This window comes from Amycolatopsis sp. NBC_00438 (assembly GCF_036026695.1).
In the GTDB taxonomy this organism is placed as follows: domain Bacteria; phylum Actinomycetota; class Actinomycetes; order Mycobacteriales; family Pseudonocardiaceae; genus Amycolatopsis.
This window is the reverse complement of sequence record NZ_CP107923.1, coordinates 9,624,878-9,640,133: the sequence shown is the minus strand read 5'-3', so window position 1 is coordinate 9,640,133 and position 15,256 is coordinate 9,624,878. Positions and strand designations below refer to the sequence as shown.

General features: G+C 70.3%; 19 protein-coding genes and 1 pseudogene. 10 read left to right on the top strand and 10 right to left on the bottom strand.

The window, feature by feature from the left end; genetic code table 11:
* Nucleotides 1-49: 49 nt before the first annotated feature.
* On the bottom strand, nt 50-1,231 hold the full coding sequence (locus OG494_RS44560; protein WP_328449265.1) for an NAD(P)-dependent malic enzyme: 1,182 nt from the start codon (nt 1,229-1,231) through the stop codon (nt 50-52).
* A 371-nt stretch (nt 1,232-1,602) separates the two neighbouring features.
* On the opposite strand from OG494_RS44560, the gene OG494_RS44555 reads away from it, so the two are divergent.
* From OG494_RS44555 to OG494_RS44545, 3 genes are all read left to right on the top strand, one after another.
* A complete protein-coding gene (locus OG494_RS44555; protein ID WP_328449263.1) occupies nt 1,603-2,208 on the top strand; it encodes a dTDP-4-dehydrorhamnose 3,5-epimerase family protein in 606 nt (201 codons plus the stop codon).
* 66 nt (nt 2,209-2,274) lie between these two features.
* Entirely contained in the window at nt 2,275-2,688 is a 414-nt protein-coding gene (locus OG494_RS44550) for an SRPBCC family protein (protein ID WP_328449261.1), read from the top strand.
* Nucleotides 2,685-3,119: a MarR family winged helix-turn-helix transcriptional regulator gene (locus tag OG494_RS44545; protein ID WP_328449259.1), complete on the top strand. Its 435-nt coding sequence runs from the start codon at nt 2,685-2,687 to the stop codon at nt 3,117-3,119. Before OG494_RS44550 ends, OG494_RS44545 begins: the two co-directional genes overlap by 4 nt.
* Here the strand turns inward: OG494_RS44545 and OG494_RS44540 are convergent.
* Nucleotides 3,109-4,719: a GMC oxidoreductase gene (locus OG494_RS44540; protein WP_328449257.1), complete on the bottom strand. Its 1,611-nt coding sequence runs from the start codon at nt 4,717-4,719 to the stop codon at nt 3,109-3,111. The genes OG494_RS44545 and OG494_RS44540 overlap by 11 nt on opposite strands.
* A gap of 136 nt (nt 4,720-4,855) precedes the next feature.
* On the opposite strand from OG494_RS44540, the gene OG494_RS44535 reads away from it, so the two are divergent.
* Nucleotides 4,856-5,533 carry a hypothetical protein gene (locus OG494_RS44535; protein ID WP_328449254.1) on the top strand — a complete coding sequence of 226 codons (678 nt, stop codon included), beginning with the start codon at nt 4,856-4,858 and terminating at the stop codon, nt 5,531-5,533.
* A gap of 53 nt (nt 5,534-5,586) precedes the next feature.
* Here the strand turns inward: OG494_RS44535 and OG494_RS44530 are convergent, their stop codons facing one another.
* Nucleotides 5,587-6,078 carry a hotdog fold domain-containing protein gene (locus OG494_RS44530; protein ID WP_328449252.1) on the bottom strand — a complete coding sequence of 164 codons (492 nt, stop codon included), beginning with the start codon at nt 6,076-6,078 and terminating at the stop codon, nt 5,587-5,589.
* A gap of 82 nt (nt 6,079-6,160) precedes the next feature.
* Here OG494_RS44530 and OG494_RS44525 point away from each other — a divergent pair, with 82 nt between their 5' ends.
* Together OG494_RS44525 and OG494_RS44520 are read left to right on the top strand one after the other, a co-directional pair.
* Nucleotides 6,161-6,751, top strand: coding sequence for an acid phosphatase (locus OG494_RS44525; RefSeq protein WP_328449251.1), 591 nt, complete (start codon nt 6,161-6,163; stop codon nt 6,749-6,751).
* A 1-nt stretch (nt 6,752) separates the two neighbouring features.
* Nucleotides 6,753-7,235 (top strand): GNAT family N-acetyltransferase, encoded by a 483-nt coding sequence (locus OG494_RS44520; protein ID WP_328449250.1) that lies wholly within the window; start codon nt 6,753-6,755, stop codon nt 7,233-7,235.
* A gap of 30 nt (nt 7,236-7,265) precedes the next feature.
* Here OG494_RS44520 and OG494_RS44515 read toward each other — a convergent pair whose 3' ends face one another.
* Nucleotides 7,266-7,736 (bottom strand): hypothetical protein, encoded by a 471-nt coding sequence (locus tag OG494_RS44515; protein WP_328449249.1) that lies wholly within the window; start codon nt 7,734-7,736, stop codon nt 7,266-7,268.
* A gap of 322 nt (nt 7,737-8,058) precedes the next feature.
* Here OG494_RS44515 and OG494_RS44510 point away from each other — a divergent pair, with 322 nt between their 5' ends.
* A complete protein-coding gene (locus OG494_RS44510) occupies nt 8,059-9,048 on the top strand; it encodes a diacylglycerol/lipid kinase family protein (RefSeq protein WP_328449248.1) in 990 nt (329 codons plus the stop codon).
* Between the two features lie 276 nt (nt 9,049-9,324).
* A complete protein-coding gene (locus tag OG494_RS44505) occupies nt 9,325-9,579 on the top strand; it encodes a WhiB family transcriptional regulator (protein WP_247057443.1) in 255 nt (84 codons plus the stop codon).
* 463 nt (nt 9,580-10,042) lie between these two features.
* Here the strand turns inward: OG494_RS44505 and OG494_RS44500 are convergent, their stop codons facing one another.
* Nucleotides 10,043-11,563: a sensor histidine kinase gene (locus OG494_RS44500; RefSeq protein WP_328449247.1), complete on the bottom strand. Its 1,521-nt coding sequence runs from the start codon at nt 11,561-11,563 to the stop codon at nt 10,043-10,045.
* A gap of 2 nt (nt 11,564-11,565) precedes the next feature.
* Nucleotides 11,566-11,778 carry a biotin/lipoyl-binding carrier protein gene (locus OG494_RS44495; RefSeq protein WP_328449246.1) on the bottom strand — a complete coding sequence of 71 codons (213 nt, stop codon included), beginning with the start codon at nt 11,776-11,778 and terminating at the stop codon, nt 11,566-11,568.
* Nucleotides 11,779-11,915: 137 nt separating this feature from the next.
* Here OG494_RS44495 and OG494_RS48540 point away from each other — a divergent pair, with 137 nt between their 5' ends.
* Nucleotides 11,916-11,990 (top strand): 50S ribosomal protein bL37, encoded by a 75-nt coding sequence (locus OG494_RS48540; RefSeq protein ID WP_371827656.1) that lies wholly within the window; start codon nt 11,916-11,918, stop codon nt 11,988-11,990.
* A gap of 69 nt (nt 11,991-12,059) precedes the next feature.
* Here the strand turns inward: OG494_RS48540 and rsrA are convergent, their stop codons facing one another.
* On the bottom strand, nt 12,060-12,380 hold the full coding sequence (gene rsrA, locus OG494_RS44490; RefSeq protein ID WP_323323223.1) for a mycothiol system anti-sigma-R factor: 321 nt from the start codon (nt 12,378-12,380) through the stop codon (nt 12,060-12,062).
* Nucleotides 12,377-13,000 (bottom strand): sigma-70 family RNA polymerase sigma factor, encoded by a 624-nt coding sequence (locus tag OG494_RS44485; protein WP_328449245.1) that lies wholly within the window; start codon nt 12,998-13,000, stop codon nt 12,377-12,379. The genes rsrA and OG494_RS44485 overlap by 4 nt, the downstream gene beginning before the upstream one ends.
* Nucleotides 13,001-13,194: 194 nt before the next feature.
* Here OG494_RS44485 and ybaK point away from each other — a divergent pair, with 194 nt between their 5' ends.
* Nucleotides 13,195-13,671 carry a Cys-tRNA(Pro) deacylase gene (gene ybaK, locus OG494_RS44480; RefSeq protein ID WP_328449244.1) on the top strand — a complete coding sequence of 159 codons (477 nt, stop codon included), beginning with the start codon at nt 13,195-13,197 and terminating at the stop codon, nt 13,669-13,671.
* Nucleotides 13,672-13,798: 127 nt separating this feature from the next.
* Here the strand turns inward: ybaK and OG494_RS44475 are convergent.
* A pseudogene (locus tag OG494_RS44475) lies at nt 13,799-14,405 on the bottom strand (alpha/beta hydrolase family protein).
* Nucleotides 14,402-15,160 (bottom strand): SOS response-associated peptidase, encoded by a 759-nt coding sequence (locus OG494_RS44470; protein ID WP_328449243.1) that lies wholly within the window; start codon nt 15,158-15,160, stop codon nt 14,402-14,404. The pseudogene OG494_RS44475 and the gene OG494_RS44470 overlap by 4 nt, the downstream one beginning before the upstream one ends.
* Nucleotides 15,161-15,256 lie beyond the last annotated feature (96 nt).

Genomic DNA, 15,256 nt, shown 5'->3' with positions numbered 1-15,256 from the left:
CGCCAAAAGCGGCACTTTCACGTGAAAGTGCCGCTTTTGACAGGGACTGTCAGGCGGTGACGCCGTCCGCTTCCGCGGCCTTCGCCACCGCGGCCGCGACCTCGGGGGCCACGCGCGGGTCGAGCGGGCTCGGGACGATGCGGTCCGGGCCCAGGTCGTCCATCGCGACCGAGACGATCGCCTCGGCGGCCGCCAGCTTCATGTTCTCCGTGATCGCCCGGGCGCCGGAGTCCAGCGCGCCGCGGAAGACGCCGGGGAACGCCAGCACGTTGTTGATCTGGTTCGGGAAGTCGCTGCGCCCGGTGGCCACGATCGACGCGTAGCGCGCCGCGACCTCCGGGTGCACCTCCGGGTCCGGATTGGACAGTGCGAACACGATGCCGCCGCCCGCCATCCGGCCCAGCAGCGTCTCGTCGATCGTCGCGCCGGACAGGCCCAGGAAGACGTCCGCGCCTTCGAGCGCCTCGGCGAGGCCACCGGACAGGCCGGCCTTGTTGGTCGTCGAGGCCAGCTGCGCCTTGACCGGGTTCAGGCCGTCGCGGCCGGTGTGGATGATGCCGCGCGAGTCGAGCACGGTGACGTCGCCGATGCCGGCCCCCTGCAGGATCCGCGCGCAGGCCACGCCCGCCGCGCCGGCGCCGGAGATGACCACGCGCTGGTCGGCGATCGCCCGGTCCAGCACCAGGTTCGCGCCGCGCAGCGCGGCCAGCGTGACGATCGCCGTGCCGTGCTGGTCGTCGTGCATGACCGGGCAGTCGAGCGCCTCCTTGAGCTTGTCCTCCAGCTCGAAGCAGCGCGGCGCGGAGACGTCCTCCAGGTTGACCGCGCCGTACGACGGGCGCAGCCGCACCAGGGTCTCGACGATTTCGTCGACGTCGGTGGTGTCCAGCACCAGCGGGATCGAGTCGAGGCCGCCGAAGGTCTTGAAGAGCACGGACTTGCCCTCCATGACCGGCAGCGACGCGCTGGCGCCGATGTCGCCGAGGCCGAGCACCGCGGTCCCGTCGCTCACCACCACGACCAGCCGGTCCGCCCACGTGTACCGCTTGGCCTTGGCGGCGTCCTCCGCGATCGCGCGGCTCACCTTCGCCACACCGGGGGTGTAGGCGATCGAAAGGTCACGCGGGCTGGAAATCGGGCGGGTGGCCGCCACCGAGAGCTTGCCGCCCTCGTGCCCGGTGAAGATCTCGTCGTCGGTGACCGGCGCAACAGTGCCGGTGGGGTCGTTCATGGGGTTTCCTGTCGTCGTTTCCGTGTTTCCCTCAGTAGGAATGACGGAACTCGCGGTTCGAACGTGGGTCACTGGAATTCTCCTGGGCCTGCGAGCGGGGGGACCAGGCAGCAGGCGAAGGCACGCCCTCTTACCTGGGCTTCTCCTCCGGCACGGCAGCCCAGCGCGGTAGCGCCGGCCTGTCGGCGAAGCGTCCATGCGGCCATCGGTGCCGTGGGTGTGGCGATGGCCGCGGACGCGGCGGTCCCGTCATTGTGACAGGAGCGGTGCCGCCGGTGACCCCTCGGTGCGGCTGAGGTCACACATTCGCCGGTTTTCCCCAATTCCCAAGACGTCCGTCCGGTTTTCTTGGCGCCCGATAAGGTGACGCCATGCAATTCCGCCGGCTGAGCGTCCCGGACGCCTTCGAGTTCACCCCCCGGGCGTTCCCCGACGACCGGGGCCTGTTCACCGCCCCCTTCCAGGAAGACGTCTTCCGCGCCGCCGTCGGCCACCGCCTGCGGCTCGGCCAGTCCAACCACAGCGTCTCCAAGCGCGGCTCGATCCGCGGTGTCCACTTCGCCGACACCCCGCCCGGCCAGGCGAAGTACGTCTACTGCGCCCGCGGCTCGCTGCTCGACGTCGTCGTCGACGTGCGCGTCGGCTCGCCGACGTTCGGCGAGTGGGACGCCGTCCGCCTCGACGCCGACTCGTTCAACGCCGCGTACCTCGCCGAGGGCCTCGGCCACGGCTTCATCGCGCTCGAGGACGACACGGCGATGGCCTACCTCTGCTCGGAGCCGTACAACCCGACGGGCGAGCACGGGATCAACCCGCTCGACCCGGCGCTGAACCTGCCCTGGCCCTCGGACATCACGCACATCCTGTCCGGGAAGGACCGCACCGCGCCGACACTGGCCGAGGCGAAGGACCGCGGCCTGCTCCCGGCGTACGACGACTGCGTCGCCTACTACGACAAGCTGCGCTCGAACGACTGACCGCCACCCGGACCGGGACCGGTGGTCCCCTTGCGAATTTAGTAAGCGCGCATATAGTCTGCTCGCATGGCACTTTACGAGTACGCGCACACCGAGACGTCCACCGCTCCCGCCGCCGCGATCTGGCCGCTCTGGGCGGACACCGCCCGCTGGCCGGAGTGGGACGCGGGCGTCCGGTCGGTGGTCCTCGACGGCGCGTTCGCCGTCGGCACCAGCGGCACGATGACCATGGACGGCCTGCCGCCCATCCCGTTCACCCTGACCGAGGTCACCGCTGGCCGGAGCTTCACCGACGAGACGCGGCTGCCGGACGCGCTGCTGCGGTTCGAGCACGTCCTGACCGAGGTCGAGGGCGGCACGGAGATCACCTACCGCGTCACCGTCGACGGTCCGCCGGAACTGGGGCCGCAGGTCACCGAAGACACTCCGGACGCCATGCGCGCGTTGGCCGAGCTCGCTGAGACAAGCTTGCGGGTATGACCGCCCCGGAGTCCCGCCTGCCCGGCCCCGAACGCAGCCCCGGCTTCCTGCTGTGGCGCGTGACGCTGGCCTGGCAGCGGGCGATGCGGGCCGCGCTGGCCCCGCACGACCTCACGCACGTCCAGTTCGTGCTGCTGACCACCACGTGGTGGCTCACCCGCTCGGGCGAGGCGCCGACCCAGCGGCAGCTGGCCGAACAGGCCGGTACCGACACGATGATGACCAGCCAGGTCGTCCGCAAGCTCGCCGAGCGGGGGCTCATGGAGCGTGCGGACGACCCGGCCGACGCCCGCGCGAAGCGGCTCCAGATCACCGCGCCGGGCCTGGAACTGGTCGCGAAGGCACTGAAGGACGTCGAGGCCGCCGACGCGTCGTTCTTCGACGGCGTCGGCAGCGATTTCACCGACTCGCTGGCGAAGCTCAGCCCTTGACGTCTTCGGCGAGGACACGCTCGATGTTGCGCTCGGCGAGCGCCGTGATCGTCACGAACGGGTTGACGCCGGTGCTGCCCGGGATCAGCGAGCCGTCGGTGACGTACAGGTTCCGGTAGCCCTTCACGCGGCCGTAGTCGTCGGTCGCCTCGCCCAGCACCAGCCCGCCGAGCGGGTGGTAGGTGAAGCGGTTCTCGAACGGGCGCGTGTCGCCGAAGAGGTCGTAGCGGTAGATCGTCTTGTTCGCCCGGTTGATCTTGTCGAACAGCGCTTTCGCGGCGTCGATCGACGGCTGCCCCTGCGACGCCGTCCAGTGCAGCTTCGCCGAGTCGCTCGCGGCGTCGTAGGTGAAGTGGCCGCGCTCGGGGTTCTTGGTGATCGCCAGGTAGAGGCTCACCCAGGTCTCGATGCCGGCCGGTACCGGCGCGATCTCGGCGAAGGCCGGGTGCACCGGGTCGGCCCAGTTGTCGATGCCGAGCGCGGGCATGCCGGACTGCAGGCTGCCGGTGGTGTCCCAGAGGTGGTTGGCGCGCCCGAGCATGACGTTGCCGTTGGTGCCCCAGCCCTGCCCGACGCGCTCGTCGAGCGCCGGGAGCCGCCCGGTGTCGCGGGCGCGCACCAGCAGCTCGGTCGAGCCGAGGCTGCCCGCGCCGAGGAACAGGTGCTTCGTGGTGACGTGCTTGGTCGCGAGGACCGTGCCGTGCTCGTCGCTCTCGCGCACGACCAGCGTGTACGCGCCGTCGGCCTGCTGGATGATCTCGCGGACTTCGTGCAGGGTCTGGATCGTCACGTGGCCGGTGCCGAGCGCGGCGGCGAGGTAGGACTTGTCGAGCGAGCGCTTCCCGTGGTTGTTGCCGTAGATGACTTCGGACGCGTCGGCCGAGCGCACGACCGTGCCCGCCTCTTCGCGGCGCAGGTAGTCCATGTCGTAGACGCTGGGCACGAACACCGTGCCGAACCCGGCCTTGCGCGCGGCTTTCCGCGAGACGCGGGCGTACTGGTAGGACTTGCACGTCTCGAACCACCGCGGGTCGACGACGTTGACCCCGAGGCCGGCCCGGGCCCGCGGGAAGTACTTGCCGTACATCTCTCCGGCGTCGACCCGCGGCAGGATCTCCTCGAAGTAGGACCGCTTCGGCGTCACGGCCATCGCGCCGTTGACCAGCGAGCCGCCGCCCACACCACGGCCGAGGTAGACGGCCATGTCACCGTAATTCACACGGTCGAGCACACCGGCGTAGCGCTTGATGTCGCGGTTGGCGAGGTCGAGCCAGAGGAACGACGCGAGCGGCGCTTCGGTGCGGTCCTTGAACCACATCGACCGTTCGTCCGGGGTGAGCATCGGGCAGAAGACCTTGCCGTCCGCGCCCGGCGTCGTCCACAGGCGACCCATCTCGAGCATCAGGGTCGGGACCCCGGCCTCGCCGAGCCGCAACGCCGTCACGGCGGCGCCGTAGCCGGTGCCGATGACCACGGCCGGGACGTACTCCGGCAGCGGCGCGGCGCTCGCGGTCCGGGTCGAGACGGTGGTCAGCCCGAGTGCGGCGGCGGAACTCAGTGCGGAGAGGCCGAGGAAGCGGCGGCGGGTGAAGGGGGACATGATCACGATCGTGACGGATCGGGTGAACGGTGTTAACTAAATGGACTCGGTTTCACCCGGTCGAGCGAAATTTCGGGTCTTCCCCTGGGGGCGATCCCGGATGTCCCGCGCGGCCGTCCTCGCCAGGCTGGCTCCCATGAAACTTCTCGCACTGGCCGCGGCCGGGGTCGCCGTGGCCGCACTGGGGTCCACCCTCGCGTTCGCCTCGCCGGCACGCGCCGACGAGCTGCCGACGTTCGACTTCACCGACTGCCCGGCCCCGCCCGCCAACGCCGACCCCGGCACGTGGCGCTGTGAAGCCTTTGTCTCCCAAGGAAAACTGACCATCGACGGCCACGAGATCCCGCTCGGGGAACTGCGGCTGACCTTCAGCGAAGGCCGGATCAACGGCCAGTACGCCCAGGCGTTCGGCGCCCTGCGGCACGCACCGGCGCGCGTCCCCGGCCTGCCCGGCACGACGATCCAGTTGCGCTACGGCGGTTTCTCGGACTTCCTGAGCGACGAGGAGCGCCGCGGCGAGCTCGACGTCTACGCCGTGGTCCGGAACCCGTTGCTGGGCAAGGACTGCAGCATCGGCACCGCGGCCGAGCCGTTGCACACGGTCGTCCACGACGACCCGGCGATCCCGCCCACCGTGATCTCCCAGAACCCGATGACGGCCCACCTCGGCGTCATCGACCCGGACCTGGCCCTTCCGGCCACGCAGGGCTGCGGCCCGCTCGGCAAGCTCGTCGACCGGCGCCTCGGCCTCCCGTCGCCGGCCGGCGAGAACACGTTCCAGCAGGCGTCGTACGTCCAGTACAAGGCGCTCTGAGCCCCGCCGCGGCGGTCGTGGGGGTCCGGCCGGGTTCCGGCCCGACCGGGCGCTCACGACCGGAGAGCCGCGGCGGGCTTCTTCGGGGTCACCCAGATGGTGATGGTCCCGGTGACCACCGGCTTGCCGTGCGCGTCGGAAATGGTCACCGGGACCGGGAGCTCGAAACCCTCGTCGCCGAACTCCGGCAGTTCCGGCAGCGACGCCACCGCGCGCAGGCCCGTCTCGGCCTTCGCCACGTACCGGACGTCCATGCCCTTCGGCAGCCAGCGGTGCGTCGGGGGAACGGTCGCCTCGGCGAGCATGCCCATCGCGATTTCGGCGAGGTTGCAGGCCGCGATCGCGTGGAACGTGCGGATGTGGTTGTAAACACCCCACCACTTCGGGGCACTCACCTCGCAGTGCCCGGGACGCAGCTCGCGCACGGACGGCAGCACCGTGCCGAAGTAGGGCACGCGCAGGCACATCGCCGCGCTGAACAGCTGTTTCCCGCCCGGCTTGGCGGCCAGCTTGTGCCACAGCGCGAACGTCGGCGTCTCGGCCATCCAGATCTCCTCAGGCTTAACTACTGGCCAGTAGCCAAGCACGCGCCCGGCCGAGGCGCAAACCGCCGCCTATAGTCGGCGCGTGGCAAATCGGCTGTTCCTCCTCCGCCACGGCCAGACCGAATGGTCGGTCGACGGGCGGCACACCGGACGCACGGACATCCCGCTGACCCCGGCCGGCGAAGGCCAGGCCCTCGCGGCGGGCGGCACGCTCCGGAGCCTGCTCGGCGGGCCGTCGCTGGTGCTGTCGAGCCCGCGCAAGCGCGCGCTGCGCACGGCCGCACTGGCCGGCCTGCGCGTCGACGAGGTCACCGAGGACCTCTCCGAGTGGGACTACGGCGACTACGAGGGCATCACGACGCCCCAGATCCGCGAGACCGTGCCGGGCTGGACGGTGTGGACGCACCCGGTCCTCGGCGGCGAGAGCGCCGAGGAGGTCAGCGCCCGCGCGGACCGGGTCCTCGAGCGCGCCCGCCGCGACACCGAGGCCGGCGACGTGATCCTGGTCGGTCACGGGCACTTCAGCCGGGTCATGGTGGCCCGCTGGGTGGGCCTGCCCGCGACGTCCGGTGTCCACTTCGGACTCGACGCGGCGGGCATCGCGGTACTCGGCGACGAGCGCGGCGAACCCCAGATCGAACACCTCAACCTGCCGCCCTCACTGGAGGACTGACGTGCCCGACGACCGCATCCGCCGCATCCGGCCCGACGACGTCGAGGCCGCCGTCGGGCTGGTCTACGCCCTCGCGGAGTACGAACGCGCCCCGGACGAGTGCCACCTGACGGCGGAGCAGCTGCACGAGGCCCTGTTCGGCGACGCGCCCAAGCTGTTCGGGCACGTGGCCGAGGTGGCCGGCGAGATCGTCGGGTTCGCGGTCTGGTTCCTGAACTTCTCGACCTGGCGCGGTGTGCACGGCATCTACCTGGAGGACCTGTTCGTCCTCCCGGCCCACCGCGGCTCGGGCCTGGGCAAGGCGCTCCTGGCGACGCTCGCGGCGGAGTGCGTCGCGAACGGCTACGGCCGGCTGGAGTGGTCGGTCCTCGACTGGAACCCGGCGACGGAGTTCTACAAGGCCCTCGGCGCGGTCCCGATGGACGAGTGGACCGTGAACCGCCTCACCGACGAGCCGCTGAAAGCCCTCGCCGCCCAGGCCTGACTCAGCTGGCTGCCGCGCCGTCGTGAGTGTTCAGTCCTCGTCCTGGCCTTCGCGCTCCGCGCGGCGCCCGGCCAGGCCGCCGCGCTCGGCGGCTTCCGTCTCGGACTCGCCCTCGCGCAGGCCCAGCGCCCAGGCCCGGGACGGGGCGCGGAACAACAGCACCAGCGCCGCGATGCCGAACAGCGCGATCGGGACGCCCCACACGGGCTCGCCGGACGGGCCCAGCAGGTACCAGCCCAGGCCGACCACGATCAGCGCGATCACCACCCCCGGGGAGCGCGCCCACGTCTGCCCGAGGACCAGCCCGGCCGACGCGGCCAGGAACGCCAGCGCCACCACGACGAACGTGCCGGACTCGACGTAGACGTTGTTGCCCGGCTGAGCCGGCGAGCCCAGGCCGTTCACCAGCACGATCACCCCGAACACCAGCAGGGCCAGCGACGGCACCGCCGTCACCACGCCGGCCAGCCGGACCTCACGGGGAGCGGGCGAGAGCTTCACAGCAGGGGCCTTCCGAACTGCTTTGCGGGAGCACAGTGGACTCGACCAGGGCGAGTCACCGTGCGTGAGCTGATTCGATCGTATGCCACCCGGTCGGCCGTTTTCGCGGGACCGCCCGGGCGTCGAAAATTCAGGTGTCGTCGATGAGCGGGCGGTCGGCCCGGGTGCACTTGTCACGACGAGCGGACAACTCGTCACGCGAAGGAGGGCCGCCCGGCACAGGGTCACAGGTGCTGTTCGGAGCGTTGCCGGACCGGTGCTTCCGGTCACCTTGCGCCGCTGAGAGGTTCTCGGGGCGGTGGGCGTCACCTACCCTGCGGTAGTGCGCGCAATTCTCGTCGTGAACCCCCAGGCCACCTCGACCACCGCCGGTGGCCGGGACGTCCTGGCCCACGCGCTCGCCAGCCAGGTCAAGCTCGACGTCGTCGAAACCGACTACCGCGGCCACGCGATGGCCGTCGCGCGCTCGGCCGCGCGGGACGGGATCGACCTGGTCGTGGCCCACGGCGGTGACGGCACGGTCAACGAGGTCGTCAACGGCCTGCTGGCCGACGCGGTGACATCCGGGGCTTCGCCCCGGGCCGGGGGCTTCGCCACCCGGGCCCCCGAAAGAGGCCTGGACAGCGATCCGACCCAGATCGGGCGCGTGCCGGCGCTGGGTGTCGTGCCCGGCGGCTCGGCCAACGTGTTCGCCCGCGCTCTCGGTATTTCGGCCGATCCCGTCGAGGCCACCCACCAGCTGCTCAACGCGCTGGAGAACGACCGGTCGCACCGCGTCGGGCTCGGCTTGGCCGACGGGCACTGGTTCACCTTCAACTCCGGCCTCGGCTGGGACGCCGACGTCGTCGGCCGCGTCGCGAAGCGCCGGGGCAAGCAAACGACCGCCGGCCTCTACATGAGGGCCGCCGTCCGCTCCTACTTCCGGCCGCCGCTGGGCCGGCCGGCCCTCACGATCCGGATCCCGGGTGAGGAACCCGCCGAAGCGTTGACCGCTTTCGTGTCGAACACCGATCCGTGGAGTTACCTGGGCGAGCGTCCGGTCCACCTCAACCCGGGTTGCTCGTTCGAGACGGGATTGGGCCTGTTCGCGTTGAACGGTCTGGGGTTGCCCACGGTGTTCAAGCATGTACGCCGTGCTTTGGCTACGAAGAGCAACCAAAAAGGCAAACGTCTCGTGCGTCACGACGACCTGCCGATGATCCGCATCGACGCAGCTGAACCGGTAAACTTCCAGGTGGACGGCGACCTCGTCGGCCAGCGGACCAGGGTGGAGTTCTTCAGCGTCCCGGATGCACTCACAGTGATCGCGTGACGACGGGACAGCTGATCGCCTGCGGCAAAGTGCAATCTGCCGTTCGTCGACCCAGAAGCTCCACTCACCGCATCAGCCTTCCCTTCGGGCGGCTGTTTCGGAGAGAAACCGCAGGTCAGACGTGTCGCTCAGCCGGGTGAGCTGACTCACCGATCTTCAAGAAACACTTGTCCAACGCAGTGCTTCGTGAAAGCATTCACAAGCACCCCAAGAACACGACCGCCATGACGACTGTGGCGCGGCTCTCTCCCGCGCCACATGAAGGAGCTCACGAACATGGACTGGCGCCACGACGCGGCCTGCCGAGACGAGGACCCCGAGCTGTTCTTCCCGGTGGGAACCAGCGGTCCTGCTCTGTCGCAGGTTAGTCAGGCCAAGGCCGTGTGCCACCGCTGCACCGTCGCATCCGACTGCTTGGCCTGGGCTCTGGCCAGTGGTCAGGACGCCGGCGTGTGGGGCGGCATGAGCGAGGACGAGCGACGCGCAGTCAAGCGCCGCCGCACGCACATCGGCACGCGTACCAACGCCTGATTTTTCATCCAGCTACATCGCATCAAGCTACACCCGAGCCACGTAGGCGATTCGCCCGGGCTGGCACCGTTGTGTCCAGGCCTTCTGGGGTGATACCTACCCGGCTCCAGCTTAACAAGTGGGGTGAAACCACCCGGCGACGGGTGCGGTGAAACCTCACCAGGACTTCAAGTCCTCCCGCGAGACGCTGAACGGCCCGGCACCTGCACCCAGGTGCCGGGCCTTCATCGTGTCGTCCCCCCATTCACGCGTGATGTCCCTTCACTCACGCGAAATCCGCACCCGATCACGCCGTCGACGGAAAAATGCCCGGTGTTGATCATCGCGAAACCCACCCGATCGAGCGGGAGGGCCGTTTCAAAGCAATTGATTCAAACTGCGCGCGGGGCCACCTGTCGTGAGGGGCACCTTCAGGGCTTATATGTCCCTGAGGGTGCCCCTCACGACATTCGGCGTCTGCGGTTCAAAGGCGGCGGGAAAGCGGAATCCGCAGCGCCGCTTCCGTCCCGGTCGCCCGGGTCGCCGACGCCTCCGCGCGCACCTTCCGCAGGGAAAGCGAGCCGCGCAGCTCCGACTCCACCAGGGTGCGGACGATCTGCAGCCCCAGGCCGTCGGACCGCTCCAGCGAGAACCCCGCGGGCAGGCCGCGGCCGTTGTCGCGGATGACGACGTCCAGCCAGCGCGCCGAGCGCTCCACGATCAGCTCGACCTTGCCCGACCGGCCGGCCGGGAAGGCGTGCTCGATGGCGTTCTGCACCAGCTCGGCCAGCACCATCACCAGCGGCGTCGCGATTTCCGCGACGACCACCCCGAACGAGCCCTTGCGCGACAGCCCGACCTGCGATTCGGCCGTCGCGACCTCGCCCACCATCGGCAGCACGTTGTCGAGCAGCTTGTCGAGGTCGACGCGCTCGTCGACCGAGATGGACAGCGCCTCGTGGACCAGCGCGATCGACGTCACGCGCCGCACCGACTCGGCGAGCGCGAGCCGCGCCTCCTCCGACGACGTCCGCCGGGACTGCAGGCGCAGCAGCGCCGCCACCGTCTGCAGGTTGTTCTTCACCCGGTGGTGGATCTCACGGATCGTCGCGTCCTTCGACAGCAACGCGCGGTCACGCCGTTTCACCTCGGTGACGTCGCGGACGAGCACCAGCGCGCCCGCCGCCTGCCCGGCCGGGCGCAGCGGCAGCGCGCGGAACAGCACCACGGCGCCGCGCCGTGAATCGGCCTCGGTGCGGCTCGACGGCTTCCCGTCGAGGGCTTCGATGATCCGGTGCGACACCTCGGTCGCGTCGAACGGGTCGCGGATCAGCGACCGCGTCAGCGGCGCCAGACGCGTGCCGACCAGGTCGGACTCGTGCCCCATCCGGTGGTAGGCGGACAGGCCGTTCGGGCTGGCGAACACGACCGTGCCGCTCGAATCGAGGCGGATCAGGCCGTCGCCCACCCGCGGTGACGTGTGGGTGTCGGTCGCGTTGGTGCCGCTCGGCGGGAACGTGCCGTCAACGATCATCTGGCACAGGTCGCCGGCGCTGCCCAGGTACGCGATCTCCAACGGCGAAGGCACCCGCGGCGCGGCCAGGTTCGTCTCGCGGCTCATCACCGCGACGACGTCGTCGTGGAAGCGCACGGGGATCGCCTCGCGGCGCATCGGCAGGTCGCGGTACCAGTGCGGGTCTTCTTCGCGGCAGATCCGGACGTCGCGCATGGCCTTCGCCAGCTGCGGGTGCTCCTGCACCGTGAACCGCGTGCCGACGACGTCCTCGGGGTGCGCGGTCGGCGCCGTCGTCGGGCGTGCGTGCGCGACGCACACGAAGTCGCCGCCGTCGGGCTGCAGTTCTTCGACCACCGGGACCCAGAGCAGGAAGTCCGCGAAGGACAGGTCGGCCAGCAGCTGCCATTCGGCGACGACGGTCTGGAGGTGGTCCGCGGCCTCCCCGGGGAGGCCGGTGTTGTCGGCGAGCAGTTCGGCGAGCGTCGACACGGTTACTCGACCGTCCCGAGGACGTCGCCCTGCTGGACGCGGTCGCCCTTCGCCACGGCGAGGCTGGTCAGCGTGCCCGCCTTTTCGCTCACGGCAGGCAGCTCCATCTTCATCGACTCCAGGATCAGCACGGTGTCACCCGCGTTCAGCGTGGTGCCCGGCTCCGCGACGACCTGGAGCACGGTGCCGACCATTTCGGCCCTGATCTCGGCCATCGACGCCCCTCCTCGCTCTTCGCCGGACCACCCCATCCAACCAGAACGGGACGTCATGACACACTTGAGAGGTTGCCCCCCGCCCGGCAGGCGCCAGCGCCGCGGCCGTGGCCACTTTTTGACGACGAGGAGTAATCATGTCGAAGCGCGCTCGCAAGCGTCGCAGCCGGAAGAAGAACAGCGCGAACCACGGCGGTAAGCCCAACTCCTGAATCCCGGCGTCGGCACGCAAAAGGCCCCCGCACTCCTGCGCGGGGGCCTTCGTCGTGCTCGGGCGCTGTCTATTCGGAACGCTGCTCGATGCTGATCTCGGTGCGCTCGACCGTCACCCCGCCGCGTGACGCGACGGTCTGGCGGATCGACGCGCGCAGCCGGGTCTTCAGCTCGTCTGGGGCCAAGTCGCCGCCGCACTTGCGGTGCAGCAGCTGCTTGATGTGCTCGTCGATGCCGTACTCCTCGAGGCACGGCGGGCAGTCGTCGATGTGCTGGCGGAGCGCGGCGTCCCGCTCCGGGCTGCACTCGCGGTCGAGGAGCAGGTAGATGTCGGCGAGCGCTTCTTCGCACCGGACCTTGTCGGACGCGCCTTCGCACATGTCGTTCATCGCCCGGCCACCTCTTCCTTGGCACCCCGGATGAACCCGCGCTCGCGAGCGACGTCGGCGAGCAGGTCACGCAGCTGGGCGCGCCCGCGGTGCAAGCGGGACATCACGGTGCCGATGGGGGTGTCCATGATCTCGGCGATCTCCTTGTAGGCGAAGCCCTCGACGTCGGCCAGGTAGACGGCCAGCCGGAACTCCTCGGGCAGCTTCTGCAGGGCGGCCTTGACGTCGGTGTCGGGGAGGTTGTCCATCGCCTCTACCTCGGCCGACCGCAGCCCGCTCGAGGTGTGGGCCTCGGCCTTGGCGATCTGCCAGTCCGTGATCTCCTCGGTGGGCTGCTGGACCGGCTGCCGCTGCCGCTTGCGGTAGCCGTTGATGTAGGTGTTGGTCAGGATGCGGTACATCCAGGCCTTGAGGTTCGTGCCGGCCTTGAACGACGCGAAGGCGGCATACGCCTTCAGGTAGGTCTCCTGGACCAGGTCCTCGGCGTCGGCGGGGTTGCGGGTCATCCGCATCGCGGCCGAGTACAGCTGGTCGAGCAGGGGCATGGCGTCCCGTTCGAAGCGCTCTGCGCGCTCCGCCTCGGTCGCTTCTTCCGGCGCTGAACTCTGCGTGCTCGGCAAACCGTTCCCTTCCCGCTCGGCGTCGATGCGCGTGTACGCATACGGCGACGTCGAGTTTACGCGGGGGCCGGGCACACCGCGGGTCGCCGGTGCCTCAGGGCGGCGGCGGCTGCGAGAGCGTGTGGTGGCGAGGGTTGTGGTCACGTCCCGTACAACCGATCGGACTACCCGGGCATTCCCTAGACTTCCGTGCCATGGCTGGCAAGGGCACCCCGGCGACCGCGCTCCTGACGAAGCAGAAGGTGGCGCACACGCTGCACGCGTACGACCACGATCCGCGCGCCGAGTCGTTCGGCCTGGAGGCCGTCGAGGCCCTCGGCCTGGACCGCGCGCGGGTGTTCAAGACCCTGGTGGCGGAGGTCGACGGCAAGCTGACGGTGGGCGTGGTCCCGGTCACCGGCCAGCTGGACCTGAAGGGCCTGGCCGCCGCGGCGGGTGGCAAGAAGGCGAAGATGGCGGACCCGGCGGCCGCCCAGCGGGCCACGGGGTACGTGCTGGGCGGGATCTCGCCGCTGGGCCACCGCAGCCGGCTGCCGGTGGTGATCGACGCGTCGGCGGAGAAGTTCGAGACGGTGTTCTGCTCGGCCGGGCGACGGGGGCTGGAGGTAGAGCTGGCACCCGGCGAGCTGATCCGGCTGACGGGCGCCGTGGTGGCACCGATCGCGGCCTGACCTGCACTGCAACAGCCTGCATAGCCCCCACCCGTCCCGGGGGCCGGCCCCTCGCGGCCCGAACTCCGGTAGCCGACGATGGAGGATTCGGAGACGTCGGACGTCCCGGATCCTCCACCAACGACATTCAGCCCAGCGGGCGCAGCACCCGGGACAACCACTCGGTCGCCGCGCGGGAGACCGTTTCCAGGTCCTTGCCCAGGCTGTGGTCGCCGTCCACCAGCACCAGCTCCTGGTGCGCTCCCACCTTCGGGCGGCCGAACGGGTCGCGCTCCCCCTGGATCACCAGTGTCGGGACCTCGACCGCGTCGAACTCCGGCTGGCGGGTCTTCTCCGGGCGGCCCGGCGGGTGCTCGGGGAACGCCAGGCACAGCACCGCGACCGCCTGGCCGGCCGACGCCGTCCGGCAGGCCACCCGGGCGCCCGAAGAGCGGCCGCCGAAGACGAACGGGAGGCCGTCGAAGCGCTCCGACAGCTCGTCGGCGATCGTCAGCCAGGCCGCGTCCAGCTGGTTCGCCGGGGCCGGCGCGGCGGCCCGCGACCTTGTACGGCTGTTCGACCAGCGCCACGTGCACGCCGGCCGCGGTCGCCGCGCGCGTCACCGCGACCAGGTCCTTCGCGCCGAGGCCGCCACCCGCGCCGTGGCCGAGCATCAGCACCGCCACGCCTTCCTCGGCGCAGTGCAGGTAGACCCGGGCCGGGCCGTACGCGGTTTCGATCGGCAGGGCGGTCATGACTTCGGCGCGTCGAAGAGGGCGGCTTCGTGCTGCGGGTCGACGCGGTCGAGCAGTTCGGGCCCGTTGTTGCGGACGTTGTTCACCATGCTCGACACCGGCCGCAGCTCCAGCGACTCGACGATGTCCTCGGGTGTGGGCACCAGCAGGTCGGTGACGTCGTCGCGGTCCGGGTCCAGCCAGCCGTCCCAGTGGGACTGGGGAACGATCAGCGGCATCCGGTGGTGGACGTCGGTGAGCTGCCCGGCGGCGTCGGTCGTGATGATCGAGAACGTGATCAGCGGCGCCGCGTTCTCGTCGTCCTTCGGGTGCCAGCTCTCCCAGATCCCGCCGAACGCGAGCGACGCGTCGCCGGGGCCGGTCATGTAGAACGGCTCCTTCTCCTTGCCCGTGCGGCGCCACTCGAACCAGCCGTCGGCGGGCACCAGGCAGCGGCGGGACACGAGCGCGCGGCGGAACGCCGGCTTCTCGGCGGCCGTCTCGGCGCGAGTGTTGATCATCCGCGAGCCGACGGACGGGTCCTTGGCCCAGAACGGCACCAGGCCCCACTTCATCAGCCGCAGCGAGCGCTCGGCGGGTTCGCCGGAGAGGACCTGGCCCTCGTCGTCGCGCGGGTGCCGCTGCACGACGGTGACCACGTTCTTGGTCGGCGCCACGTTGTGGTCGGTCCGAGCCCGGCCTTCGGTGAGGTCGATCGCCTCGAACTCCTCGATCAGCTTCGCCGGGTCCTTCGTGGCGGCGTAGCGGCCGCACATGGCCAACCTCCTCGTCCGGACATTGCCTGACGACGCCATCGTTACACGCAGGCCAGGGCCCTGGCGAGCGGCATGGGATCATTCGGGTGGCACCGG